22 protein-coding genes, 1 tRNA gene and 1 other RNA gene are annotated in these 25,034 nt (G+C 44.4%); 10 read left to right on the plus strand and 14 right to left on the minus strand.

Annotated features, from left to right (window positions below):
• The first annotated feature begins 269 nt into the window (after positions 1 to 269).
• Positions 270 to 1,586 carry a hypothetical protein gene (locus tag PseudUWO310_RS00070; protein ID WP_142598009.1) on the plus strand — a complete coding sequence of 439 codons (1,317 nt, stop codon included), beginning with the start codon at positions 270 to 272 and terminating at the stop codon, positions 1,584 to 1,586.
• 131 nt (positions 1,587 to 1,717) lie between these two features.
• Here PseudUWO310_RS00070 and hemF read toward each other — a convergent pair whose 3' ends face one another.
• A complete protein-coding gene (gene hemF / locus PseudUWO310_RS00075; protein WP_142598011.1) occupies positions 1,718 to 2,740 on the minus strand; it encodes an oxygen-dependent coproporphyrinogen oxidase in 1,023 nt (340 codons plus the stop codon).
• 378 nt (positions 2,741 to 3,118) lie between these two features.
• Between hemF and PseudUWO310_RS00080 the strand changes: the two genes are divergently transcribed.
• Positions 3,119 to 3,688 (plus strand): GNAT family N-acetyltransferase, encoded by a 570-nt coding sequence (locus tag PseudUWO310_RS00080; RefSeq protein ID WP_142598013.1) that lies wholly within the window; start codon positions 3,119 to 3,121, stop codon positions 3,686 to 3,688.
• 269 nt (positions 3,689 to 3,957) lie between these two features.
• Here PseudUWO310_RS00080 and bchL read toward each other — a convergent pair whose 3' ends face one another.
• The 3 genes from bchL to PseudUWO310_RS00095 all read right to left on the minus strand — a co-directional run bounded on the left by bchL (position 3,958) and on the right by PseudUWO310_RS00095 (position 8,022).
• Positions 3,958 to 4,830, minus strand: coding sequence for a ferredoxin:protochlorophyllide reductase (ATP-dependent) iron-sulfur ATP-binding protein (gene bchL, locus PseudUWO310_RS00085; protein ID WP_190315863.1), 873 nt, complete (start codon positions 4,828 to 4,830; stop codon positions 3,958 to 3,960).
• 93 nt (positions 4,831 to 4,923) lie between these two features.
• Positions 4,924 to 6,612, minus strand: a complete 1,689-nt coding sequence (gene bchB / locus PseudUWO310_RS00090) for a ferredoxin:protochlorophyllide reductase (ATP-dependent) subunit B (RefSeq protein ID WP_142598017.1) — start codon at positions 6,610 to 6,612, stop codon at positions 4,924 to 4,926.
• Between the two features lie 129 nt (positions 6,613 to 6,741).
• Positions 6,742 to 8,022 carry a ferredoxin:protochlorophyllide reductase (ATP-dependent) subunit N gene (locus PseudUWO310_RS00095; protein ID WP_142598019.1) on the minus strand — a complete coding sequence of 427 codons (1,281 nt, stop codon included), beginning with the start codon at positions 8,020 to 8,022 and terminating at the stop codon, positions 6,742 to 6,744.
• Positions 8,023 to 8,633: 611 nt separating this feature from the next.
• Here PseudUWO310_RS00095 and PseudUWO310_RS00100 point away from each other — a divergent pair.
• The 3 genes from PseudUWO310_RS00100 (at position 8,634) to PseudUWO310_RS00110 (ending at position 9,901) form a co-directional block, all read left to right on the plus strand.
• Positions 8,634 to 9,374, plus strand: a complete 741-nt coding sequence (locus tag PseudUWO310_RS00100; protein WP_142598021.1) for a DUF554 domain-containing protein — start codon at positions 8,634 to 8,636, stop codon at positions 9,372 to 9,374.
• 110 nt (positions 9,375 to 9,484) lie between these two features.
• Positions 9,485 to 9,671: non-coding RNA, 6S RNA (ssrS, locus tag PseudUWO310_RS00105), on the plus strand.
• A 156-nt stretch (positions 9,672 to 9,827) separates the two neighbouring features.
• Positions 9,828 to 9,901: transfer RNA gene (locus PseudUWO310_RS00110), tRNA-Met, on the plus strand.
• Between the two features lie 284 nt (positions 9,902 to 10,185).
• On the opposite strand, the gene PseudUWO310_RS00115 is transcribed toward PseudUWO310_RS00110, so the two are convergent.
• From PseudUWO310_RS00115 to hisI, 6 genes are all read right to left on the minus strand, one after another.
• A complete protein-coding gene (locus PseudUWO310_RS00115; protein ID WP_142598023.1) occupies positions 10,186 to 10,446 on the minus strand; it encodes a hypothetical protein in 261 nt (86 codons plus the stop codon).
• Positions 10,447 to 10,471: 25 nt separating this feature from the next.
• Positions 10,472 to 11,902 (minus strand): PP2C family protein-serine/threonine phosphatase, encoded by a 1,431-nt coding sequence (locus tag PseudUWO310_RS00120; RefSeq protein WP_142598025.1) that lies wholly within the window; start codon positions 11,900 to 11,902, stop codon positions 10,472 to 10,474.
• A gap of 161 nt (positions 11,903 to 12,063) precedes the next feature.
• A complete protein-coding gene (gene ftsY, locus PseudUWO310_RS00125) occupies positions 12,064 to 13,683 on the minus strand; it encodes a signal recognition particle-docking protein FtsY (RefSeq protein WP_142598027.1) in 1,620 nt (539 codons plus the stop codon).
• 211 nt (positions 13,684 to 13,894) lie between these two features.
• Positions 13,895 to 14,152 (minus strand): CHAT domain-containing protein, encoded by a 258-nt coding sequence (locus tag PseudUWO310_RS00130; protein ID WP_142598029.1) that lies wholly within the window; start codon positions 14,150 to 14,152, stop codon positions 13,895 to 13,897.
• A 408-nt stretch (positions 14,153 to 14,560) separates the two neighbouring features.
• On the minus strand, positions 14,561 to 14,794 hold the full coding sequence (locus PseudUWO310_RS22635) for a hypothetical protein (RefSeq protein ID WP_190315850.1): 234 nt from the start codon (positions 14,792 to 14,794) through the stop codon (positions 14,561 to 14,563).
• A 136-nt stretch (positions 14,795 to 14,930) separates the two neighbouring features.
• The gene (gene hisI, locus PseudUWO310_RS00135) at positions 14,931 to 15,269 is read right to left on the minus strand and encodes a phosphoribosyl-AMP cyclohydrolase (protein ID WP_055077727.1); all 339 of its coding nucleotides are present in this window, start codon (positions 15,267 to 15,269) and stop codon (positions 14,931 to 14,933) included.
• A 326-nt stretch (positions 15,270 to 15,595) separates the two neighbouring features.
• Between hisI and PseudUWO310_RS00140 the strand changes: the two genes are divergently transcribed.
• The 4 genes from PseudUWO310_RS00140 (at position 15,596) to PseudUWO310_RS00155 (ending at position 19,373) form a co-directional block, all read left to right on the plus strand.
• Entirely contained in the window at positions 15,596 to 16,252 is a 657-nt protein-coding gene (locus tag PseudUWO310_RS00140) for a flavin prenyltransferase UbiX (RefSeq protein ID WP_142598031.1), read from the plus strand.
• A complete protein-coding gene (locus tag PseudUWO310_RS00145; protein ID WP_142598033.1) occupies positions 16,249 to 16,818 on the plus strand; it encodes a LapA family protein in 570 nt (189 codons plus the stop codon). Before PseudUWO310_RS00140 ends, PseudUWO310_RS00145 begins: the two co-directional genes overlap by 4 nt.
• Positions 16,819 to 17,278: 460 nt before the next feature.
• The gene (locus PseudUWO310_RS00150; protein WP_142598035.1) at positions 17,279 to 18,805 is read left to right on the plus strand and encodes a serine/threonine-protein kinase; all 1,527 of its coding nucleotides are present in this window, start codon (positions 17,279 to 17,281) and stop codon (positions 18,803 to 18,805) included.
• A gap of 40 nt (positions 18,806 to 18,845) precedes the next feature.
• Complete coding sequence (locus tag PseudUWO310_RS00155) at positions 18,846 to 19,373, plus strand: hypothetical protein (protein WP_142598037.1); 528 nt, start codon at positions 18,846 to 18,848, stop codon at positions 19,371 to 19,373.
• A 787-nt stretch (positions 19,374 to 20,160) separates the two neighbouring features.
• Here the strand turns inward: PseudUWO310_RS00155 and PseudUWO310_RS00160 are convergent.
• From PseudUWO310_RS00160 to PseudUWO310_RS00175, 4 genes are all read right to left on the minus strand, one after another.
• Entirely contained in the window at positions 20,161 to 20,808 is a 648-nt protein-coding gene (locus tag PseudUWO310_RS00160) for a glucosaminidase domain-containing protein (protein WP_142598039.1), read from the minus strand.
• A gap of 80 nt (positions 20,809 to 20,888) precedes the next feature.
• On the minus strand, positions 20,889 to 21,068 hold the full coding sequence (locus PseudUWO310_RS00165) for a hypothetical protein (RefSeq protein ID WP_142598040.1): 180 nt from the start codon (positions 21,066 to 21,068) through the stop codon (positions 20,889 to 20,891).
• 135 nt (positions 21,069 to 21,203) lie between these two features.
• Positions 21,204 to 21,602: a hypothetical protein gene (locus PseudUWO310_RS00170; protein ID WP_142598042.1), complete on the minus strand. Its 399-nt coding sequence runs from the start codon at positions 21,600 to 21,602 to the stop codon at positions 21,204 to 21,206.
• Complete coding sequence (locus PseudUWO310_RS00175) at positions 21,592 to 22,005, minus strand: hypothetical protein (RefSeq protein ID WP_142598044.1); 414 nt, start codon at positions 22,003 to 22,005, stop codon at positions 21,592 to 21,594. The genes PseudUWO310_RS00170 and PseudUWO310_RS00175 overlap by 11 nt, the downstream gene beginning before the upstream one ends.
• 901 nt (positions 22,006 to 22,906) lie before the next feature.
• On the opposite strand from PseudUWO310_RS00175, the gene PseudUWO310_RS00180 reads away from it, so the two are divergent.
• Positions 22,907 to 25,027 (plus strand): NB-ARC domain-containing protein, encoded by a 2,121-nt coding sequence (locus PseudUWO310_RS00180; protein ID WP_142598046.1) that lies wholly within the window; start codon positions 22,907 to 22,909, stop codon positions 25,025 to 25,027.
• Positions 25,028 to 25,034: the final 7 nt, after the last annotated feature.

Genomic DNA, 25,034 nt, shown 5'->3' on the forward strand with positions numbered 1-25,034 from the left:
GCGTTACGCTCTTCTAGGTTTTAAGTTTACTTATGCCTAGCTACTTATAAGGTTTTATGTCCTGATAAGGTATTGCCGCCAATCAAATAGCCAACTTGTCAATCTAATAAGTACATCAGCATAATCAAAATCCAGATCTAAAACCTGAGGCGCACGCGCAGCGTGCGCCTCAGGTTTTAGGGTTTTATATTTAATTAAGCCCACTTACTTACTGTTACATTACTAAGGAAATAGTATGTCTATTGGTAATGAAATTCAGCTTATTTTTAGTGTCGATTCTTATCATTTTAGGATTTATCGCTTGTACAGTAATTGCCGCTATTATAAATCCCCATATTCTGACAAGTTTTTTCTCAAATTCCCCTAGTAAACTTTTTTATGATGTTGAGCATTACGCCAACTCCGCCATCCATCAAACCTGCAATGCCTTTTATCCATTATGGCCGTGGTTAATTAATAGACTGGGAAAACCTCAAACCGTCGATGAAGCTGCTTTATACTTTCGTGTTTTTGGCAGTTTATTTTCTGTAATCAGTATTCCTCTATTTTTGTTTCTATTATTGCGAAATATCAAAAGCTATAAAATAGCAATTTTAGTTACGGGGCTATACGCGATCTGCCCTCTTGCGATTTTTAGAGTAATTGGTTACACAGAAGGCATTTTTTCTTTGTTAAGTCTTCTGCTGTTAATAGTTCTCACCGATCTCAAAATAACTTCTCAAGTACCGATTGGAACTTCTAAATTAATCTACTTATTAATATCTACATTCCTTTTATCGCTATTGCTGTCGTTGACCAGACCTTTCTTAATCCAGTCATTATTTGCTTCTATCTCTGCCCTAGGTTCTATTCTAGTCATTAATTGGGTCATTAATAGAATGAAGAATGGCTCGGATTATTGGAAAATATTAAAAATCCATGGTGCAGCTACCATCATGATTTGTGTTGGGGCGATCGCAGGATATTGTATATATGGCTATTACTGCTTAGGGGTAAGGGGGGATTTTCTCGCCCCCTTTCACGATCAGAAAGCTTGGGGAAAGCAATTAGGATTTTATCCACAGCTATTTTTTATCCCACTTACCTATGTCGATTTTATTTCGATATATTTACCATTGATTGCCTTAATTGTGGCATGGTTAATTGTCATCTCTTCTAATATTAGAAAGCTGAGCTTTATAATTCCAAATCTTTGGCAGTGGGTATTGCTATTTGTCTATCCCCCAGCTTTTATGGCTTACTATGGATTTGATTTTCAAAAAAAGAACCTATCAAAAGCTCCTAGCAAGTTACAAGAAATCGGTTTAACTCAATCTTCTCAAAAGATCGCTACTAGTTATACATTTTGGTTTTGTATCTATTTTGCCCTGATACATTCCATTATTATTGTATTTAGCGATGAAAAACTAACGAGCCTCAGGCGTTTTATATTTGGTACTCCCTACTTCTTCGTTGTTGTTGCTTACTTAAGCCAATGCTTCCCATCGCGCATGGTTAGCAAACTACTTTTATGGATATTGGGATTATCAAGTATTGGACTAGTTCAGTATTGGCTGGATTATAGCAATTATGTTTGGATTGGTTAATAACAAGAAGAGAGTAGGGGCGCAAAGCGCCCCTACTCTCTTCTAATAGTAAAACCCAAAAAATCTATGGCGCACGCGCAGCGTGCGCCATAGATTTTTTGGGTTTATATTTAATTGCACCTAGCTACTTACTAGGCTTGCCAGTTAATCCAGTCTTGAGGCTTCAAGAATGTTTCATGAAGCTCAGCTTCGGGAGTATTGGGTTCGGGATGGTAGTCGTAATCCCAACGTACGAGTGGTGGTAGTGACATCAGGATCGATTCAGTCCGACCATTGGTTTGCAGACCGAAGATCGTGCCGCGATCGTAAACGAGGTTAAATTCTACATAGCGTCCACGACGGTATAGCTGCCATTGCTTTTCGCGATCGCCAAATTCCATATGGCGACGACGATTAGCGATCGGGGTGTAGGCAGGGAGAAACGCATTGCCGCAGCTATTCACAAAGGAAAAAATCTCTTCCCAAGTGCGAGGTACATCACCGATCTCGTCACTCATAACTTGAGCGGTTGTAGAGTCGCTACTGTTTTTGTAAAGCCCATCCTCTCCATTTTGATAGTCAAAGAAGATGCCGCCTACACCACGGGTTTCGCCGCGATGCTTGAGGAAAAAGTAATCATCACACCATTGCTTAAATACGGGATAGTAATGGGGATTGTGGCGATCGCAGGCATCCTTAAGCGTACTATGTAAATGTTTGGCATCTTCGCCAAAGCCATAGTAAGGAGTGAGGTCAAGCCCACCACCAAACCACCAGATTGGACCTGCTTCAAAATAGCGGTAGTTAAGATGCACAGTGGGAGCGTAGGGATTCTTAGGGTGTAACACCATTGAAGTACCCGTTGCATAAAAAGTCTCGCCAGCCACTTCGGGATGATGGCGCAAAATGGCTGGAGGTAACTGAGAGCCATAGACTTCAGAAAAGTTAACGCCACCTTTATCAAAATAGTCGCCGTCGGTAATTACCCGCGATCGCCCGCCGCCACCCTCAGCTCGTTCCCACTGATCCTGTTGAAACTTAGCTTTGCCATCGAGTTCTTCTAAGCCTTGGCAAATGCTATCTTGCAGATTCTGCATGAACTGTTTTACTCGGATTTTAGAATCAACGGGAACCTTAGGTAAAACCCTACTAGGGGCGATAGGGGCGATAGTCATAATCGTTTCTTACTACTTACTAATATGTGAATATGCGACTGAGGATTTTTATAAAATTTTTCTACTGGGAGCCCTAACCAAAAAAGTCAAGCCCCAATAAATAGATTAAGGATTGATATATCACTGTTAAATACTTTACATTCACTCTGGGATACCTAGGTGAAATGTAAAGCATTGTGTAGTAATTTGTGTAGTAATTTGGATTGCTAGACGAGTGGCGGCGCTTAGCGCCGCCACTCGTCTAGCAATCTCTACTTTGTTGTAGCTCTTGTTAGGACAAAATCAAAGCCCAAGAGAGGGTTGCCGCGCGGAGCGCGGCAACCCTCTCTTGGGCTTTATGTCCTGATACATTTGACGACAGCTATAATTCATGGTTTTATGAATATCCCTAATATGCAAGAACTACCAGATCAATTTCTCACTTTGCAAACACCAAGGCTTATTCTTCGCAAACTACTACTTAGTGATGCCGAAGATATTTTTGCCTATGCAAGCGATCCATTGGTCTCTGCCTATACTCTATGGGATACGCATCATTCGTTGGATGATACCTATCGTTATTTAAACGATATTGCCTTGGAAGTATATCGTTCTGGAAAAGGAATAGACTGGGGAATTGTCGATAAGAAAAGTAATAGACTAATTGGAACTTGTGGGTTATACACCACACCAATGCATCGACGAGCGGAAATTGGATATGCGCTAGCAAGGGATTATTGGGGACAAGGCTTGATGTCAGAAGCCGTGAGGGCGGCGATCGCTTTTGGCTTTCATGTGATGCAATTACTCAGAATTCAAGCCTTTTGTGCCCTAGAGAATATTGGTTCGGCTAGGGTTTTAGAGAAGTCAGGAATGCAGTTTGAAGGGATTTTGCATAATTATGTTTTTACTAAAGCCCAGTCTTGGGATGTCAAGATGTACGCAATTACGCGATCGCCGATATTCTAATACCAATTCACGAAAGTGTGACAACACTTTTGTGAATTAAACACCAACCCCAGTAAGGTTATACCAATTCCCAAAATGGCGTTGCCATTTTGGGAATTGGTATAACCGATATTCCATAGCTGTCGCCAAGTCTAATAGGACATAAACCCCAAGAATTGATTGGCGGCGCGAAGAGCCGCCAATCAATTCTTGGGGTTTGATTTGTCCTAAGTCAAGTGACTGTAGCTATAAAAGACAAGCCCTCGCTTAGCGAGGGCTTGTTGTGATGCTTAGTCAAAACCAAGGAGGTCAAAAATTTCACGATCCTTAAGCGGTTGAGCATAGAGCGGTTCGGCACTTTCAAGCATACCCTTAGCCAACTTGAGATATTCCTGCTGCACTTCTAGTACTTCAGGATCGGGTTCCATTTCAAATACCGTGCATTTTTTCAAGCGGCTACGTCGAATCGCATCAACGGTGCGGAAGTGGGCTAGGGTCTTTAAACCCACGCGATCGTTAAACTTGTCAATTTGATCGGTTCCTTCGCTACGGTTGGCGATGATCCCGCCCAGACGCACGCGATAGTTTTTCGCCTTCGATTGAATTGCCGCCACAATCCGATTCATGGCAAAGATGGAATCAAAATCATTTGCCGTCACGATCAAGCAATAATGGGCATGTTGTAAAGGTGCAGCAAATCCCCCACAGACCACATCGCCAAGGACATCAAAAATAACGACATCGGTATCTTCGAGCAGATGATGTTCTTTTAGCAATTTAACAGTCTGACCTGTGACATAGCCTCCGCAGCCTGTTCCTGCGGGAGGCCCCCCAGCTTCAATACACATGACTCCGTTATAGCCTTCAAACATGAAGTCTTCGGTCTGCAACTCTTCAGAATGGAAATCAACGGTTTCAAGAACATCGATTACCGTGGGAACCATTCTCTTAGTGAGCGTGAAGGTGCTGTCATGCTTGGGATCGCAGCCAATTTGCAAGACACGTTTACCAAGATGGGAAAATGCTGCGGATAGATTGGAAGATGTGGTGGATTTGCCGATGCCACCTTTACCGTAGACGGCAATTACCAAAGCACCTTCAATGACCATACCGGGGTCTTGATGCACCTGAACACTACCTTCGCCATCTTCACATTTCGTAATGGATGGTGGATGCGCTGTTAAAACTGCCAAAATAAACTCCTATAAAACAACTGTATTAATAAACTTCTCTTGGGCGCTTTGCGCCCAAATCCATTACTTGCCGATCGCCGCTTTTGCTTCGTAGAGAGTTTCTACGGTAATTGAAGTGATGCCGCGATCGCTAGCAAACTTCTCCGTATTGCGTTTGATTTTGCCGCGTACAAAGAAGGGAATCTTCTTTAACTCAGCTTCACCATCGGCGCTCCAAGTAATTCCTGACACCTCTTGAGCTACTTGTATGGGAGTGAGAACGGCTTGGTTGGAGACTCCTGCGGAGGCGATCGCCTGTTCGCTAATTCCCATTTCGCGAGGTAAATCGCGACGAATCTCTTGCGATGGCGCAGCGTGCAGATGGCTCATATGTCCCTCGGCAAACTCGAAGTCTTCGCGGAACATGCCAATCAAATGCTCCTCTAACCCCATCATCAAAGGATGTACCCAGCTATCAAAAATTACATTTGCGCCTTCCCAGCCCATTTGGGGTGAATAACGAGCGGGCACATCCTGAACATGAATGGGCGCAGAAATTACCGCGCAGGGGATACCCAATCGCTTGGCGATATGTCGTTCCATCTGAGTGCCAAGCACTAGTTCTGGAGCGGCTTCGGTAACTTTGGCTTCGACAGCAAGATAATCATCGCTAATTACGGCTTCCAGTCCGTGTTTCTTCGCTACTTCGCGCACTTCCCGCGCAAATTCACGGCTATAGGTACCAATACCAACGAGGGTAAATCCTAGTTCTTCAGTCGCGATTCGCGCAGCCGCAAGGGCGTGAGTCGCATCACCAAAGATAAAAACTCGCTTGCCAGTCAGATAGGTAGAGTCAACCGATCGCGAGTACCAAGGTAAACGGGAAGCCTGAGGATTGGCTGGTGATGAAATACGCGAAGCATCCCAATTTCCCAACGTATCAGACTGCGATCGCTGTAATGCTTCACTCACATCAATATCCGCAACCCTTCCAATTTCGGTAATAAAATCACGGGTTGCACCTACACCAATGGGGACTGTCTTGATAATAGGTTGGGCAAAACTGCGCGTCAGCCAAGTGCAGGTGGTGAGAGCAATTTCAGGATAGAGGCAAATATTAAAATCCGCATCGGGGATGCGCATCAAGTCATCGGGCGTTGCTCCCATTGGAGCAATTACATTCACATCAACGCCAATTTCGGCCAGTAACTTCACTACTTCACGAATATCATCGCGACATCGGAAGCCCAGAGCTGTAGGACCAATGATATTCGCTTTAGGACGAATATGGGGATCGCGTTTAGGTCTTTGGGTATTGGGTGGTAGCACAAAGGGCAAGAGCAAAGTCCGCACTAAATGATAGAGGGTTTCGCTAGCTCCCCAATTTTCTTTTTTAGAATAGGCGGGCAATTCTAAACTCACGATCGGGATTGGCAAACTCATCCCTTTGGCTAGGGAGCCTGGCTGATCCTGAATTAATTCCGCTGTGCAGCTTTCCCCAACTAACATGACTTGAGGTTTGAATCTCTCGTAGGCATCGCGGACGGAGGTTTTTACCATTTCCGCAGTATCTCCGCCGAGATCGCGAGCTTGAAAAGTTGTATAGGTGACAGGGGGACGGCGATCGCGCCGTTCGATCATTGTAAACAATAGATCGGCGTAAGTATCGCCCTGAGGTGCATGAAGTACATAATGCACGCCTTCCATACTAGTTGCAATTCGCATCGCTCCCACATGGGGAGGACCTTCATAAGTCCAGAGGGTTAATTCCATAGATTGTTTTTTATTGGGTAGTTGGCTGCCAGCGATTAGCGGCTAGTTTATGAATTGTTTTTGGGAAATCTGAATTTTTAGTTCTTGAGATCTAGCTATAAAACCGAAAGCTAAACCGAAAGCTAATCACTAAACTGTTAGTCTTCTACGTCTCTCAAGAGGTCGGGCAAACAATTCTGCTAAATCGGCGGCTTGGTCGTAACCATGAATCGGTGAAAACACTAATTCAATAGACCATTTCGTTGCCATGCCTTCAGCTTCGAGCGGATTGGCTAAGCCCAGACCACAGACGGTAATATCGGGTTTTGCTTGCCGACAGCGATCTAGCTGCTTTTCTACGTCCTGACCTTCGGAGAGGGCTGTGCCAACTGGTAATAGGTTGATTTCACTCTCCATCAATAGGCGATCGATATAGGGAGTCCCTACTTCGACTAGCTCCATGCCACATTCTCTGGATAGAAATCTTGCTAGGGGAATTTCCAATTGAGAATCGGGGAATAAAAAGGCTTTTCGACCTGCTAGGGTCTGACGATAGCGCTCTAGGGCTATCTTAGCGCGATTTACAGAGGGCGCGATCGCTTGCTCAAACTGACTGCTATCAATATGCCAAGCATCTGCGGCGGTTTTGAGCCATGCCGTGGTTCCCTCAATGCCAAAGGGATAGGGGGATGGTAATAGAGTAGCGCCTCTGGCAATCAGCGATCGCACGGTATCGCTGAGAAAGGGCTGTGCTAGAAGTAGCTTCGTGCCTTTGCCCACAGGGGGTAACTTGGATGCACGGCGAGGCGGAAAGAAATAAACAGGACCAATCCCTAATTTTTCAAATAGTCTTTGGAATTGGTCTTCCACCACATCGGCAAGACTGCCCACGATCATCAAGCTCGGTTCATCATAGCTATTGGGCAAAACTGGAACCATGGATCCTAAGCAAGCATCTTCACCCTGTGTAAAGGTTGTTTCGATGCCACTGCCAGAATAATTCAGAATCCGAACCTTCGGAAAGAATCGCTGATTCAATCGTTCGGAAGCCTTCGCCAGATCGAGCTTGATCACTTCTGAAGGACAGGAGCCTACTAAAAATAGAGTGCCAATGTCAGGGCGACGTTCGAGCAACTGATCGACAATGCGATCTAGTTCTTCGTTGGCATCGGCTAGCCCCGCGAGATCCCGTTCGCCAAGAATTGCCGTCCCAAATCTTGGTTCTGCAAAAATCATCACTCCAGCCGCAGACTGGACAAGATGGGCGCAGGTGCGAGAACCAACTACAAGAAAAAACGCATCCTGCATCTTACGGTGTAGCCAGACTATTCCTGTCAAGCCACAAAACACCTCTCTCTGACCCCGTTCCTTTAGTATGGGGATATCTGTCTTGATTTGGTTAGGAACTTCTGTGCAAGGCTCTAGAGCCATGTTTTGCTCTCCTCTGGGGATAAAAACCCAAAATTTTCTAAAGTCTAAGCCTTCATTCTTGAAGGGTTAGTCTCTGTCGTATGGCAAAAGCCATTGATTTAAAGGTAATCAATAAAATTAATTATCTTTACTATATTTAGTAAAACCAAGAGACCGATCAAAAAGTTGCAAAGGTTTACAGGAGTATAAGGTTCTACAAACGTTTTATGGGGATCGTAAGTATATATGCTCGTTTATATATCCATCAAACGGGGAAATGAATGGGTAATGAAAAAAATAGTAGTGCTAAAAAGGATGGGCGACGCTTCGCGTCGCCCATCCTTTTTTAGCACTATAGCTGCCGCCAACTGTATCAGGACATAAAACCCCAAAGAGAGTTGCCGCGCTCCGCGCGGCAACTCTCTTTGGGGTTTTGATTTTATCCTAACAAAACTGGCGGCAGCTATATAATTAAGCCCACTTGCTTAGGCACAATTAAATATAATAAATATAAAACTTAAATATAAAAGCTAAAAGCCTGTAGTGCAAGCACTACAGGCTTTTAGCTCTAATTTTTTAATCATGTCCAGCTACTTATTCATTTGTGTTCATTGCAGAGTAATTACAATTAAATGCTAGATTTTTGGACAAAAACCAGTGGAACTTGGATCAATGTCTTGGCGATCGCCATTGGTACGAGTTTAGGACTAATCCTACGCGGTCGGTTCCTCTCCCAAATTTTACCTATCCTTAAGCAGGCGATCGGGCTAATTACGATATTTGTAAGCTTTAATATGGCAAATAGCTTACTGAGGGTGAAAGCTGGTGTTTTGGATGGTGTCATCCTCTCGCTGATTTCCTTAATCCTTGGCGGCACGATGGGCGAGTTAGGACAAATTGAAAAGCGATTAGAAGCGATCGGTGACTGGTTGAAAGCGAAATTTAAGGGCAAGGGCAAATTTACCGAAGGATTTGTTGCGGCTAGCCTATTGTTTTGTATTGGACCAATGGCAATTATTGGCAGTCTTAACAATGGGCTTAGGGGTGACGATAATCTTCTAGCGCTCAAATCGACTCTAGATGGATTTATTTCCATTGTGTTTGCGAGTACCTACGGTGTGGGGGTGGGATTTTCCGCTTTGCCCGTTGCGATATATCAAGGCTTTATGTCTCTGCTCGCGGGGAATTTAGCTCAAAGTCTACCCGATCCCGCTAATGCTCCGTCTGTGTTAATTATTACGGGAGTGGGTGGATTAATGTTGTTAGGGTTGGGGCTAAATCTTTTAGAACTAGCTAAAGTACGGGTTGCGTCTTTTCTACCTGCTTTAGCGATCGCTCCCCTAGTCTATTGGCTAGCAAATAGCCTGAAATAGTATTAGCTAAAACCCCCAAGCTCTCTGGCGCACGCGTAGATTGCGCCAGAGAGCTTGAGGGTTTTAGCCCAGATCTTACATTGATGTTATTTATGCTATAAATTACTTAAGCTCCTCTGTGGCGTGCGTGACTACCGATAATGTGTCTTGATCGATAATTGTTTTCTAGGAGTCTTAGCAGTCTTCGCCGCAGTAAACCAGACTTGCATCTGGGAACTTAAGTTAGGTTAAGCGCCTTGGCTCCACCTGGTTTTACCGGGTCAAACAACTGAGGTAAGACGGCGTTGCGGAGGGGTGACCAAACCTATTGCAGCATCATCTAACGTGGTAATGCAGAAATTATATAATGTGAAAATTGTAGAGTTTCAAGCTAATTTCAAGCCAATATAAAATAAAATTTTTAAAAGTGCTTGCAATTCCATCAAACCATGTTATATTAGCTAAGCGAAACAACGCGGGGTAGAGCAGCCTGGTAGCTCGTCGGGCTCATAACCCGAAGGTCGATGGTTCAAATCCGTCCCCCGCCATTCAAAAACAGAACCCTTGCTAATGCAGGGGTTCTGTTTTTTTAACTCTGTTTTTTAGCTGTTTTTATATCTACAGTCACTTGACTTAAGATAAGAATTGACTGTCGGCGCGAAGCGCCGACAGTCAATTCTTGGGGTTTTTATTCGTCTTGCTCTAAGGCTAATTCCCAAAATGGCGTTGCCATTTTGGGAATTTCAAAACCTTACTGGGTTTGTTTTTTAATTCAATGAAGTGTTGGCTTCACTTCATTGAATTGGTATAAGGTGTGAGTATATTTAGCTGCTTATGAGTTGGTAATGCTTCTAAATAGATACCCAACTATCACACCAATAATAAGCGCCCATATTTGTCCAGTTTTGACAAAGTTATCCCAACCTTTCCCAACCTCTCCCATGACATCTTGTTTAAATTGTTGAGCCAGTAAATCCATGTTTATATGGGCTTGAATATCAGCAATAGAGAGGCTGCTAGCGAGATTGATATGATTTGGGTTAAGAGCCGATAGGTCGGTACTGACTACTAAATGTTGAGCAAAATCAAGCATAGTTTTCGAGGATGTGTTTTTAGGGTTAATTTAATTTACTAGAGCTTTGCTCTTTTAATTTACTAGAGCTTTGCTCTAAGGTTTTGTCGTTTATGTGCAAAACTACCAGAGTCATGTCATCAGTATGAGTATGCCCTTCTCCAATAAAGTTTTGTACTTCTTGGAAGATGTAGTCAAGAATCATTTGGGGGCGGGTTACATCATCGGAAAGCGGAAAGCAATTTTGGCAAGCCCAGTCTAGAGCTTTACGGAGATTTTCTTCGTCAAAGCGATCGCCTTCAGGGCTTGCAGCCTCCGTAAACCCATCCGTGTAGTAAATAACTACATCGCCTGAATTTAAAGTGGTACTACGCTCTTCATATTTGGAACCAGCTTCCAAACCAATCAACGCGCCCATCGTGTCGAGGGCATGGACAGATCGAGTCTTAGCTCGCCAGTGCAAGGCAGGGGTATGGGCAGCATTACTAAAGGAAAGAATCTGGGTTTCAGGATCGTACTCCGAATAAAACATAGTTACGAAGCGATGGGATTTTTCCAAATCTTCATACATCACTTCATTGAGGTGTTCCAGAATTTTGCTGGGGGAATGATTATTTAATACCTCAGCACGCAACATTCCTCTAGTCATGGTCATGATTAAGCCTGCGGGTACACCCTTGCCCATGACATCACCAACGACAAAGCTCCAGCGATCGCCTTTTTGAATGGGGATAAAGTCGTAGTAGTCACCGCCAACTCGACTAGCTGTGGAGCAACGTGCCGAGATCTCAATCCCTTGAATCTTGGGACAATTGCGTGGCAAGAGTTGGCGTTGGATTTCTGCGCCGATCTCCATCTCGCGATCTTGGCGCTCTTTTTTGATTAATTCGGTTGTGAGTTCGTGATTTTCTAGCCCTACCGAAGTTTGATCGGCAACGAGGCGCATCAAAGTGCGCTTATTGTCTGTCCACACATAATCAGGCTTGCGACTAAATATATAGAGGCGACCACGCACAGAATTTTTGACTAATACGGATGTGCCAAACAAATGGACATCAGCGCCTAGATAACGACTGACCATCTCATCAAGAGCAGTTGGGCTACCAGTTAAAACCTGCTGAATGGCTCGCTCGATTGCCGTTCTGACCTGCTGGGCTTTCATGCCACCTTGATTACGTTCGGGGCAATGCAACGACTCTAGACGGATTTGTCCGCTTGCTTTAAATAAAATTAGTGCGCCACCATCGGAGTCAGTTACACGACTGGCAATTAGGGGAATTAATTCTAAAAATTGGTTGAGGTTACTAAAGCTGCGGAGAGCGTAACCCAAAAAGCTAAGTAGCTCATGGATTTTGTTTTGATCTTGACTCATCCGTCTGAGTAGATCTTTGAGATCCTTCATCACCATTACAGAGGCATTGTCTGGATCTGGCTGTGGTGGGAGGGATCTATTTCTAGGTGGCAATGATAGGGACATACCAATGCTGCAACGCTAGGTGGTTAGTATGAAAGCTAATTTAGTCCAATAGTGTAGCCTTAGTTGGACAAAAATTAACAGGCGATTTCAGTAATTTGCTAAAAGTTATTTCAGAAGACTCATCTCATGCTATCGATTTGGTCAATTCCGTACGCAAATTGCTAGTTACTCAATAGGGCTTCTACAAATTCATAGCTGGAGAATGGGCGCAGATCTTCGATCCCTTCGCCAGCGCCAATAAATCTGATGGGTAGTCCTAGTTGCTGTACTACAGCGATCGCTACGCCACCCTTTGCTGTGCCATCGAGTTTAGTAAGGATCACCCCCGTAATTCCTGCGGATTGGGCAAATACTTCTGCTTGCTTGAGTCCATTTTGTCCTAGGGTGGAGTCGAGTACCAGCAGGGATTCGATCTTTGCCTCGGCAGACTTTTTATCAACGATACGACGAATCTTGCTGAGTTCCTCCATCAAATTTTTCTTGTTTTGCAATCGACCTGCGGTATCGACGAGTAATAACTCCGTACCTCTAGCTTGGGCGGCACTGATGGCATCAAAGACAACGGCGGCGGGATCGGCATTTTGGGCAGGATTGCAGATCACATCTACATTCGATCTTTGTCCCCAACTCTTGACCTGTTCAACGGCGGCGGCTCGGAAGGTGTCGGCGGCGGCAATTAGGGTTTTGTAACCCGACTTTACGCTTAGATGCGAAAGTTTACCGATGGTTGTGGTCTTACCTGCCCCATTCACGCCCGTGATCAACCAGATATTTAATTGGCTTTTTTCTGGGATCAGCATGGGTAGGGGAGATTCTCCCTTATGGTTGACATCCAGCATTTCGCGCAAAATTTGTTTGAGATAGGCGATCGCTTCTTCAGGAGGCAAAACTTCCTTACGCAGTTTTTCCTGTAACTTGGCAATAATTAGATCCGTTGCCTTCACGCCCACATCAGCCTGTAATAACAAAGCCTCAATGTCATCAACGGAATCGGCGCTAAGCGGACCTTGTCCAACGATCGCCTTGAGTTGATTGACTAGGGAGAGGCGAGTTTTGTCTAAACCTTGGCGCAGTCGATTGAGCCATGTGATTTCCTCGACGGAAATTTCTTCGGGACGACGACCCTGAGAGGCAAGTACTTCCGCCGACCAGATAAAGTCATCATCAAACTTGATGGTGGATCTACGACGAGGTGCGGGTTTAACTTCTGGCTCTGGTTCTATAATGGCCGTGGCTTCAAGGGCTGCAATGCGGGCTAGGCGATCGCTTTCGGACTGCATCCAAAAGGGGACAGGTGCGGTTTCGGCGATCGTTTCTATCTTTTCAATTTCGGTGGCGATCGGTGCAGATTCCTCTGTAGCGACTTCTTGAGAGATAACTATGGGATTTTCTGGCGACTCTGTGGGAATGACTTCAGGCTCGGTTGCTGAAATTGGGGCAACTTCTTGTGGGGCAATTTCTACCGTTGCAATTGCGGGTTCGGCGATCGGCGGCTCTGTAGTTTCTAACTTGTTAGTATCTTCTGGTACGACAGATCGTGCTTCAGATTCAGCAATTTCTGGAGCAGGCTTTGCTTCAATTACATCTGCTTGCTGCTGGACATTTGCATAGGCTGCTTTTGCCCAGTTCAATAAATCTTGGGAGGCAGGCGATACGGTAGAGCCAGAATCGGCACTTGCTTCCGATTCTGGTGCTTTTGCGTCAGTTTGGACTGGCTCTACAGGTTGACTATTTGCATCTTTGTCATCATCAAACTTTCGCCGAAACCAGTTAAACACCATACTAATAACCTCGCGCAATGCCTCAATCTATAATCAGTCCAATAGTAGTTGCAGATGGCAAATGCCATCTAAGTAGCTAGGCATAGCTAAAACCCAAATTCAAAATCTATGATGCAAGCGCAGCGTACACCAAGGCTTTGGGTTTTATATCTAATCGCACTTAGCTAATTAAATCCTACTCTTGAATTTATTATCAGCCTACTAAGCTAGTTTACGGTGTATGGGTTACTAGCACTAAGTCCGATCTAGACGGTTTCCCGAAATACGTGTTCACCATTAGTTGTGATGTTTCCGCATCGGGCACAGACCATAGCGACATGACAATGCTGGGAGTCCCAGCTAAGATAAAGGCTCTCGACAGATGTAGGTTAGAAATGTCTCTTGCTTCTTGCTCTGCTTGGAGTAAATCTCCAGTGGGTTTCCCCACAATCAAAAAGTCTTTACCTTTAGGAGCAAGGCGCAGCCGCATAGGTAGGTATTTTCAGCTTGAACATATTCTGAACTGTATTTGTAGAAAACCCTAAATTATCGAAAGCACGACCATAGGTTAAAGGATCTCCCGAACTCCTAGCAACTTCGACTTGAGTTTTTGCACCATCTACAGAGAATCTCCCAAAGCGAAATAATGACTCTCTGATGAGATTGTTTAACTCTTCACCAATAGATCGAGGATTGGACTGCTTGAATTTATGAAAGAGTGAATTTAAATTTGGAATGTCTTCGATACTAGCTAGTTTTTTTGATTTAGAATCAATACCAATGGAATTAGTACCAATGGAATTAAGTAGTTCGGCATAAGTAAACTTAAAACCTAGAAGAGCATACCGCCCCTGCGCGGGCGGTATGCTCTCTGGTTTTGGTTTTTAATTATGCCGAACTACTTAGTTCTATCTCGCATTTCTCCGTTGATGTTGTTCAAATCCATCAAATCTTGGGGGCTTAAACGTTGCAAGACAGGGAACTTCTTAAGGTTTTGTTGTACATCTTCCATTAATCCTTGGAGTTCCTTAAGATTTTGTAGCACCTCTGACATGCCATTATTTATTTTTTGCAACGATGGATAAGCACCAATAAGGTCTCCACTTCTGAGCTTTGGTGTAGCATTAGCCAAGTTTTGAATTACTTGATTTAGGTTGCTATATAGCTACAGTCACTTGAATTAGGACAAATCAAACCCCAAGAATTGACTGGCGGCGCTTCGCGCCGCCAGTCAATTCTTGGGGTTTATGTCCTAGTACAGGCAACAGCTATAAATTGAGCGGAACTTCGGTAAAGAAACAACTTCTTGCCCCTGTATGACAGGCGATCGCTCCAATTTGCTCGATCTTGACTAAAATTACATCGCGATCGCAATCGTAATAGAGGTGCTTTAGCTTTTGGATATGTCCTGATGTCGCCCCCTTGTGCCATAACTCTTGACGTGATCGGCTCCAATAATGAACTTCACCCGTAGCAACTGTGCATTCTAAGGCTTGACGATTCATCCAAGCCATCATCAAAATCGTGCCATCTTGCCAGTCTTGAGCGATCGCAGGAATTAGCCCTTGCGCGTCATATTTGAGATTTTCGATCCAGTTATTGGTCATGTTTTTAGGGATTGAGCATATTGGATAACTATCGCCAGATAGGTTTGGAGAAAATCTCCACCGCAATTTTTGGGGGTGGAGTTTCACCCTGCAAGTCTCTTTGGGGCTTGCCCTAATATACCTAGCGACAGCTATAAGCTTAGCAAACAGGGATATAGCAGTAGCCAGTTATGTTAGGACAAAAACAAAACCCAGAAGAGTGTTGCGGCGCTTCGCGCCGCAACACTCTTCTGGGTTTTATGTCTTAACTTATTTGGCTATAGCTATATGATGAAGATATTGTCTAAAATTCAGCGCAAAATCTAGCGCAAAATCAACAACATCAGATGCAAGATCAAAAGGCGATTGTATTAGGGGTTTCTGGGGCATCAGGCATGATCTATGCCGTGCGATCGCTCAAATTTTTGCTAAATAATAACTACAATGTCGATCTGGTGGCTTCTAAGGCAGCAATGATGGTTTGGCAGTCTGAGACTAATGTTGCCATGCCTAGTAATTTGCGATCGCAGGAACAGTTTTGGCGCGATCGCAGTGAGGCAGACGGCGGCAGACTAATTTGCCATCAATGGGCGGATGTGGGGGCAACGATTGCCAGTGGTTCCTTTCGGACGTTAGGAATGTTGGTGATTCCTTGCAGTATGGCTACGGTTGCCAAAATTGCCCATGGGCTGAGTTCCGATCTGTTGGAACGCGCCGCTGACGTACATCTCAAGGAAGGAAGAAGATTGGTAATCGTTCCTCGCGAAACGCCCTTAAGTTTGATCCACCTACGCAATCTCACCACCCTAGCCGAAGCAGGGGCAAGGATCGTGCCTGCCATCCCCGCTTGGTATCACAATCCCCAAACGATCGAGGACTTGGTTGATTTTGTGATCGTCAGAGCACTCGATCAACTGGATATTGATGCCGATTTAATCCAACGCTGGCAGGGTAAAATGCCCTCTGGCATTGTTTCTATGGCTCTAGGAGAATCAGGATTATGACGCGATCGCCATTTACCTCCAAACCCAATACTAAGCCCTCTAATCAAGGCTCACTAGGGACGATCGCGATCGTCCAGCTAGTCCTTCTATGCTCTTGCATTACCTTGGGGGCAGCGATCTTTGTCCAAAACTTCTCAACTGCGGTACAGATTTTCTTTTTGGGACAAAAAACGATCGCCATCCCTTTGAGCGTAGCCATGCTGGTGGCTTTCATCGGTGGCGGTATTCTTGCCCTAGTAATCAATGCGATCGCCTCTTGGCGGCATAATCTCCTCCTTCGTCGAGCTGTAATTGCGGCTGGATATGACAAAGCACCTCAAGAACAGGGCAGGGCTGAGTTTAATACTAAACAAGAATTTAGTGCCGATAATCGCACCTATGATGAGTATGAGGAAGAAGAGGACGAGGATGAGGAAGGAGAGGATGAGGATGAAGAAGACTATGAAGAGGAGGAAGATGACGATCCCGACACTGTGCCCTATGGCGATCGCCTAAACATGAAATCAAGAAAATCGGATCGACCAAAACGCGATCGTCCGCCCCTTGATGCCAAATTTATCAAGTAAGTAATACTAATTCCCAAAAGTGTGGCTACACTTTTGGGAATTAGAAACCAAACCCAGTAAGGGTTTTAAAATCACAAAATGGCTACGCCATTTTGTGATTTGGGATAACGTCTGTTCGGGACAAGCTGGCAAATTTTAAAAGCCCAAAAGTAAAAGCCTTGCTACGCAAGGCTTTTACTTTTGGGCTTTGAGAAAGGGTTTGCGTAGCAAACCCTTTCTCAAAGCCCGTTTCAAATTATCTCGAACTCACGTGCTATAGCCACTTAAATCAGGAAATCAAACCCAATAGAGAGTTGCGGCGCGAAGCGCCGCAACTCTCTATTGGGTTTGATTTTTGTCCTAACATTGCTGACTATAAATGTAGGTTTAACTATAGGTTGTAAGTTTATATATTTGCGCGGGAAAACTTACAATACAATAGAATACGTGCTTTACATTCGCTCTAACCTATAAGGCTCGTATGTTAGGCAAGCTACTCGATCGCCGCTACCGCATTATCAGAGAATTAGCAGAAGGAGGTTTTTCCCAAACTTACCTTGCTGAAGATACACGATTGCCCAAAAACCCCCAATGCGTCGTCAAACATCTTAATCCGACCATAGACGATCCAGTTTTTACCCAAAAAGCGCTCGAACTTTTTAAGGCTGAGGCAGAAACCTTACAAGAATTAGGCAAACATGATCTCATTCCCCAGCTTTACGCCTATTTCCAAGAAAACAAAGAATTCTATCTCGTTCAGGAATATATTGCAGGTCATCCCCTTAGCTCCGAAATGTCTCCTGGCAGTCAAATGGCTGAAGCAAGAGTCGCGCAGATTGTCAAAGAAGTTCTGGAAATCCTCCGATTTGTCCATAAATATAATGTCATCCATCGAGATATTAAGCCGAGTAATTTGATCCGTCGTCATAGCGACGGCAAGTTAGTTCTCATTGACTTTGGCACGGTCAAACAGGTGCAAATGGAAGTAGCCAATGCAAAGAACAAAGCTAGAGTAACCCTGCCAATTGGCACTCCTGGATATATGTCCTACGAGCAGGAACGGGGGCAATCCGTATCTAACAGTGACATCTATTCTTTAGGAATGCTGGCTTTGCAAGCGCTGACGGGCAAACATCCCAGTCAATTTCCTCGCGATCGCGATAATGAAATTAACTGGCGGAGCTATGCTAAGGTTTGTCGCGAATTTGCCGCAGTTTTGGATCGCATGACGCGCTGCAATCCTCGCGATCGCTATCAATCGGTTGAAGAAGTGCTGAGGGATATTGCCAAACTACCTAAATTAAGCACAGTCTCGCCTCGAATTACTGATGAACGGGAAGTAAATAGGTTAAATCCCCTATTGCCCTTAGCCATATCCTGCATTGCCTTAGCAGGCGGAGTTTATCTATTTAACGCAGTTAATGCAGGATGGAACCCTTTCAAAAACGATATTGATATTCCATCCATCAATAGATCGTTACCCCCTGCATCTCCATCGGTAACTTCTCCAATATCACAAACATCACCAATATCAAATCTCGACAACTCTAGTTACGAAAACCTGAGCAGCTTTCTTAAAGAGAAAAACTGGAAAGCAGCAGATCGAGAAACCTATACTCTGCTACTCAAGGCGGCGGGAAGTCAATCCTATAATGATGGGACATTCCATCCCGATGAGTTTAATCGGATCAGTTGCGCAGATCTAGTTTTGATCGATCAGCTCTGGACACAGGCTAGTAACGGCAAACAGGGTTTCACTGCTCAGAAAAAAGTCTATGAAGATTCGGGCAGAGATATTCGCAAAACCTACGAAAACCTTGGCTGGTTGACTCCATCGGGCGAACTAACGATCAATACCGCCTACGATCACCAAACTATGCGGTGGCAATATATCGAAGGTCGTCAACCCAATTTCAAGGCTCCGCCCGTCGGTCATCTCCCATTTCTGCTCCGCGATCCCAGCAAAAATTTAGATCGTCTGATTACTCTTTATCGATGTTCGTCCTAAAACTATGCGATTAAATGTGCGATTAAATATGCGATTAAATATGCGATTAAAATTCCCCGTTCAGGTTTTCCTGCTCGTTAGCTGCCTTGCTTTTAGCTATGTGGCTTTTGGTGAGTCGAAAGCCTTAGCTCAGGTTGCTGAAGTCCCTAACCCCGATCGCAATGGTGACTTTAGTTCGGCGTTTCAACGTGGCAATCGGGGTTTCTACACCATTAATAAATGGCTAGTCGTTCAGCCCATGAGTTTTAGCATGAAAGACTATGGCTTAAATTGTCGCTATGAACCTAATGGGCAGCTCCGATCGCAGATTCAAAGAGGTGCGGTGATCACGGCGGTATTTAAAGGGACTCCCAATTTGCGGACTGTCGAACCACCAGATCCCGCTAATGATGCGATCGTCTTCGATAGTAATGGATCGCCATGGCTCAGAGTCAAAGGAGTCGAGAATGAATTAGCCAACCCCGTCCAGCCCGTGAGTTTTGAGCAATTAGGGGAGTGCTATGTCAGGGCTAACTTAAAATATATTGCCCCAATCAACCCTGACTCTCTGATTTTTGATCACAAGTAAGTAGCTAGGCATAAGTAAACTTAAAACCCAGAAGAGCATACCGCCCGCACAGCGGGCGGTATGCTCTTCTGGGTTTGGTTTTTAACTCTGCCTAGCTACTTAATACCAATTCACAAAAGTGTTGTCACACTTTTGTGAATTACAGCTATAGCCAAATATAGCTGCCGCCAGTTTTGTTAGGACAAAATCAAAAGCCCAAAGAGAGTTGCCGCGCTCCGCGCGGCAACTCTCTTTGGGCTTTTATATCCTGATACAGTTGGCGGCAGCTATAAGTTAAGACATAAAGCCCAGAAGAGTGTTGCGGCGCAAAGCGCCGCAACACTCTTCTGGGCTTTGTTTTTGTCTAACATAACCTTACAACCTAACGGAAATAGCTCTTTCCCGCGCTTTCCGAGAATGCGGCTCACAAGTCTCACAATATGTTATTCTAAGACCAAGGGAGTAGGTAAAAAATTTACTAAATCAAATTTACTAAATCAAACAGATATGCAAGGGAATAGGCGTATTAAGTGTTGTAGTAGACACTAGCGGCTTAACTACATCTATTTTTATCAGCTTTTATTTTTATTAGCTTTGATCAGTTTTGCATATCGTCAAGAATGCCTCGCAGTTCATGCTCCCCCATGAACAAGAGACAGGTCGTAAGGTGCAGTTATCTGTCGCTACATACTAGGGTATCTGTGCCTTGCTTTTGCTATGTCATTCGTGAATTGGTATGAGGACAGAGGGTTGCCGCGCTCCGCGCGGCAACCCTCTGTCCTCATACCGTGTATAGAGCAGCTATACATTAGAAAAATCCTGATAACTGATAGAGCCGACGGAGAATTGCCATAATTTTTTTGTCGTAATTAATATCCTCAGCCCATCGTCCTGCTAGTTGTCCCAGTAGAGGGGCTGTGCCCCTCTTGACGATACTAAACCTCGGATCGACTAAGGGCTGTACTAAAGGTTTGGTGGTGGCATAGGCTTTCAAATGCTGAATTTGTGCCCTTACCCCAATGCGCCGATCGTCAAAGCGATCGCCCCTAGCTCCATGACCAGTTGCACCTATGCCACCAAAGTTATTTTGTTCGGGTCGAACATCCCCATCAAATTGCAAAAAACCCGTTTCCAGACACATCTGACAAAAGGCAATGTCATAGTTAACGCCTTCGATCGCTCCTTCTTCTCGATAAATGGTTGGCAAGTCTCCATAGAGATGTAAAGGGGCTTGGTTAATTTGTAAGAGGCGCAGAAGTTGGACTTCGGAAGTAGTCCCATCACCCATGATGCGATCAATTCTCCCAGCGAGCACGCGCGAACATAATTTTTCGCGATTGGCGGCACTAGTAAGAGCCGACATATCTTGGGCTTGAGCAGTATCTTTGCCAAGGCGACCGAATGCACATAGGGCGATCGCTCCAACTCCGTATTGAAGAAACTGCTTCCTTCTCATAAACCTTCTATTAACCGCTGTAGGTTGTCTAATTACTAATTAACTAAGCATTAATTAACTAAGCACTAATTAACTAAGCACTAATTAATTTTGTTGTAATAGACATTAATGAGACTGTCCTGTTTCTGGCAAGGGGGATTTGACGGATATTGAGTGCGCGGATCGCTGCAACTGCGAGGATCTTGCGAATAGGCGGAAGCGCTCCCTGCAAATGGAACTAGTAAAGCTGAAGCAGAGATGATAGATAGTAAGAATTTCATGATAATAACCTTGATGATAGATAATTAATTTTTTGAGGTTAAAGATATTTATATCCAATTAAAATGATGTTTAATTGATTTCTGGTTTTTTTGAGCCATTTAGCTTAACTAGATAGAAGCTTATATTTCTAAAAGTTAACCAAGACGATGTTTAAGGAAGTTGGGAATATCCATCCCCCGATCGTTCACGGCAGACTTGCCTGTGTAGAGAAGGCTATCGGAGACAGCTTCGATCAAGGCTGGATTTGTAGTTGATGCTTTTGCCAAATCCAAAAACAAACTCTCAATTTTTTGCATCGATTCAATAACGTGATGTTTGATCTTGATGCAATCGGTAGCTAACCAAAAGGATTGAGACTCTTCAATAGAACAATCAGCGATCAGGATTTCTATCTCATCTAGCAAACAATCCACATCATTTTGCAAATTTTGGGGCTGTGAATCTTGGGGCTGTAGCTCGGCATCATGGAGCAACAGCCGAGGTTGAAAATAATGTGAATAGATGGGGGGGGTGGGGAAGGCATCACTTTGCATACATCCCCCCTAGTTTGGAAAGACCAAGTGAGGATAGGTAGAGGTGCTCGCTTGGTGGTTCAGGTTGGTGAGATGGGCGCAGTTTAGGGTAGGTGAGATCGGCTAAAACTTCTAAAATACGGCAAAAATCTCGATGTCTGCGCCTACCACTCAGAAATTGCGGCATTTCCGATGAATGGGCATTTTTTTGCCAGTAATGGCGCAGATTGGCGATCGCATTCCAAAAGCTACACATCTCCTCATGGGTACAAGCTAGTAGAAAGCTCTCGATTTCATGGAGCAAATACGAAAAGCGATCGGCAATGCTCGGACGAACCCCAAGCTGTTGGGGACACAAAGGAATCGCCAAGGATCTGGGGATTAAATTAAGGTGACGTTGGGGCAAATGATGGGGGGCGCTCATGTTTCAATGCCTCTGCTTGTGAGGTTATATGAGGAAAAGTCGTTTTTTGTCGGAAAACATAATTTCCCTATTGCTATATGCACTTACCAGTGATACAAGAGTTAAATATTTCTTTATGTGAGGGTAAGTGAGTTTAGCGACCAGTACAAAGGACTTAAGGCTGAGTAAATCAACTACATAAGCTTTGTTGGCAATCAGCATACGACTCAAATTTCAATTTGCACACCAGAAAAAATAGTATTTTTTGTCAGTAAATACATGAATAAATCCAAAAGTATCCATTAGTAATACGAGGAATAATTGATAGTTATCCAATCAAAAATCAATCCCTTATTCGATCCCTTATTCGACCCTTGTTTGATTCTTTATTTGTCAGTAGCTCTAAAATAATGACTATATATATTTGCCAAATAACTTTGTTTTAAGCATCTATATTGACTTGCAAATATATTGGTATCGGTAAAAACAAGATCCTTAAGTATTTTGCTTGCAAAAACAATAATTTATAGATAAAGTGGCTGCACCTGATTTTTAACCCAATCCCAAGAAGCTTATAGGTAAGGGTTTATCAGAAAAGACAAGAAAAAATTGGTACCTATTAAAGCCAATGTCAGACTAAATCTGGATCTGGATAAAAACTAGGCAAAGCCATTGCAAATACAAAAATATATGTTATTTATCTAACGTGAAAAAACAAGAATATGTAAATTAAATCATCTGCAAAAGCTGGAATTAGTCATTCCTTAAACAAGATCGACTTCATCGACTGATAAATAGAGACAACCATATGAGTTTAAGCAAACATCAACTGTTTATTTGAAATCTAGAATCCATTAAATTCATTGCAACTTTCGCCCTTACTAATCCAATACCGAGACATTAACTGAGAGGAGTTACGACCATGACCACGATAACCATTGAAGATGCGATCGCCATCGTTGATGCTGCCATAAAGGATAAGCGTCTCAGCAATATTCAGGAGCAACTACTCCGCCAAACATGGGAGGGCAAGACCTATGCCGAGATTGCCGAATCCTGTGGCTATGATTCTTCCTACATTCGCGATGTAGGTTATCGTCTGTGGCAGATATTAACTAATGCTTTTGGCGAAAGGGTGACCAAGCACAATCTCCAAGTGGTGGTAAGGACTCAAGCTAAGCGTTTTCGCTCTAAGGCCGTGACGAGTGATATTCCCCTAGCGACCCATCCCCTGAGTCTAGTCAATCCTCACAATCCCGAAACATTGACGGTGCAGGGGATTCACCCAGATGTCAAACGCTGCGATTGGGGTAATGCGATCGATACTTCAATTTTTTACGGTCGTACGGAAGAACTCGAAACTGTGAAAAATTGGGTGATCGACGATCGCTGTCGGCTGTTGGGTGTATTTGGAATGGGAGGCATCGGCAAAACTGCCTTTGCCACCAAACTAGCAGAACAGGTACAGTCGGACTTTACCCTAATTGCTTGGCGATCGCTGCGTAATGCGCCAACCGTGGAAGTGATGTTGGGGGAATTAGTGAGCTTTTTGACAAACCAAGAAATTGCGGCATTACCACAGGATTTCGACCGTCTTTTAGGAATGTTGATTGCCGTTTTGAAGCAATCACGATGCTTAATCATTCTAGATAATGTCGAGTCAGTTTTGCGTAGTGGCGAAATTACAGGGCAGTATAACGAAGGTTACGAAGGTTATGGGGAATTGTTCCGTCAAGTAGGCGAGGTACGCCACCAGAGCTGTTTGATTTTGACCAGTCGCGAAAAGCCCCATGATGTGTTACCCCCCGATAGTAGCGATCGCCTAGTGCGTTCTTTGCAACTCACGGGCTTAAAAGAAGAAGCCAGACAAATGTTTCAACCAGAATTAGCGATCGCCCCTGAGACTGGTAAGTTGATCGATTTTTATTGCGGTAATCCTCTTGCCCTAACGGTGGTATCCCGTTCAATCCACAGCATGTTTGATGGAGATATCCAAGAGTTTATCGATCAAGATGCCAACGTGTTTGGCGATATTCGCTATCTCCTCGATCAACAGTATGGTCGCCTTTCCGAACGCGAGCAACAGGTAATGTATTGGTTGGCGATCGAGCGCGAACCGATCACTACCGACAATCTCCGTCAAGATATCGTGCCGATGATTTCCAAATCGCAAATTTGGGAATCGGTCATCTCCCTACGTTGGCGATCGCTGATCGAAAAGAATGCCAATAGCTTCACCCAGCAGCCCGTAGTCATGGAATATATGACCGCACGCTTGATTGATGAAGCTTACCAAGCAGCGATCGCAGGCAATCCTGAATTCCTCATGAGCTATGCCCTAGTTCAGCCCCGTGCGGAAGACTACATTCGCGAAACCCAGATCCGCCAGATCCTTCAGCCTTTGAGCGATCGCCTCCTCGCCCACTATGGCAGCGTCGATACTTTACAGCGCGAATTGCAGATTTTGCTAGAGACTTTGCGCGATCGCCAAACCGCGATCGGCTATGCCCAAGGCAATATCATGAATCTATTACGGGCTTCCCAAAGCGACCTCACCAAAAACTTTTGCCGCTTTCCCGAACGGGTCACGGAACATTCTGACTTACAAATTTTAGAGCGCTTGCTCGAAAGCGATCGGGCTGGGGGGCTTGCCACATGGGATCATCGTATTCCTTGGGCAAACAATCCCCTCGCTCAACAAACTTCCGAATCCAAAACCCAGATCCGCAGCAAAAATCTCTATTACCAATGGACAGAAGGTTCTCTCGAACAGTTACAACAGGAACTCAAGCAACAGCCTAAACTCCGTAAGAGGTACCATGCTTGGTTAAATGAGACTGAATTTGCCGCGATCGATGCTGATTTTGAAGCGGTCAAAATTACCGATACCCTCAATCAACCCGTTGAAGCCAGATTAGTTTTTATCAATGAGGTTAATATCGTAGAACCACCGATCGGTTTACCAACTCCAAGCGCTCGCCGCGCGGAAGTAAGAAGAAGAAAGCAAGCATTGCAAGCCAATCGCTCGAAAAAATTGGGTTAGTCCTCTC

The sequence above is a fragment of the Pseudanabaena sp. UWO310 genome, assembly GCF_006861605.1.
Taxonomy (GTDB): domain Bacteria; phylum Cyanobacteriota; class Cyanobacteriia; order Pseudanabaenales; family Pseudanabaenaceae; genus Pseudanabaena.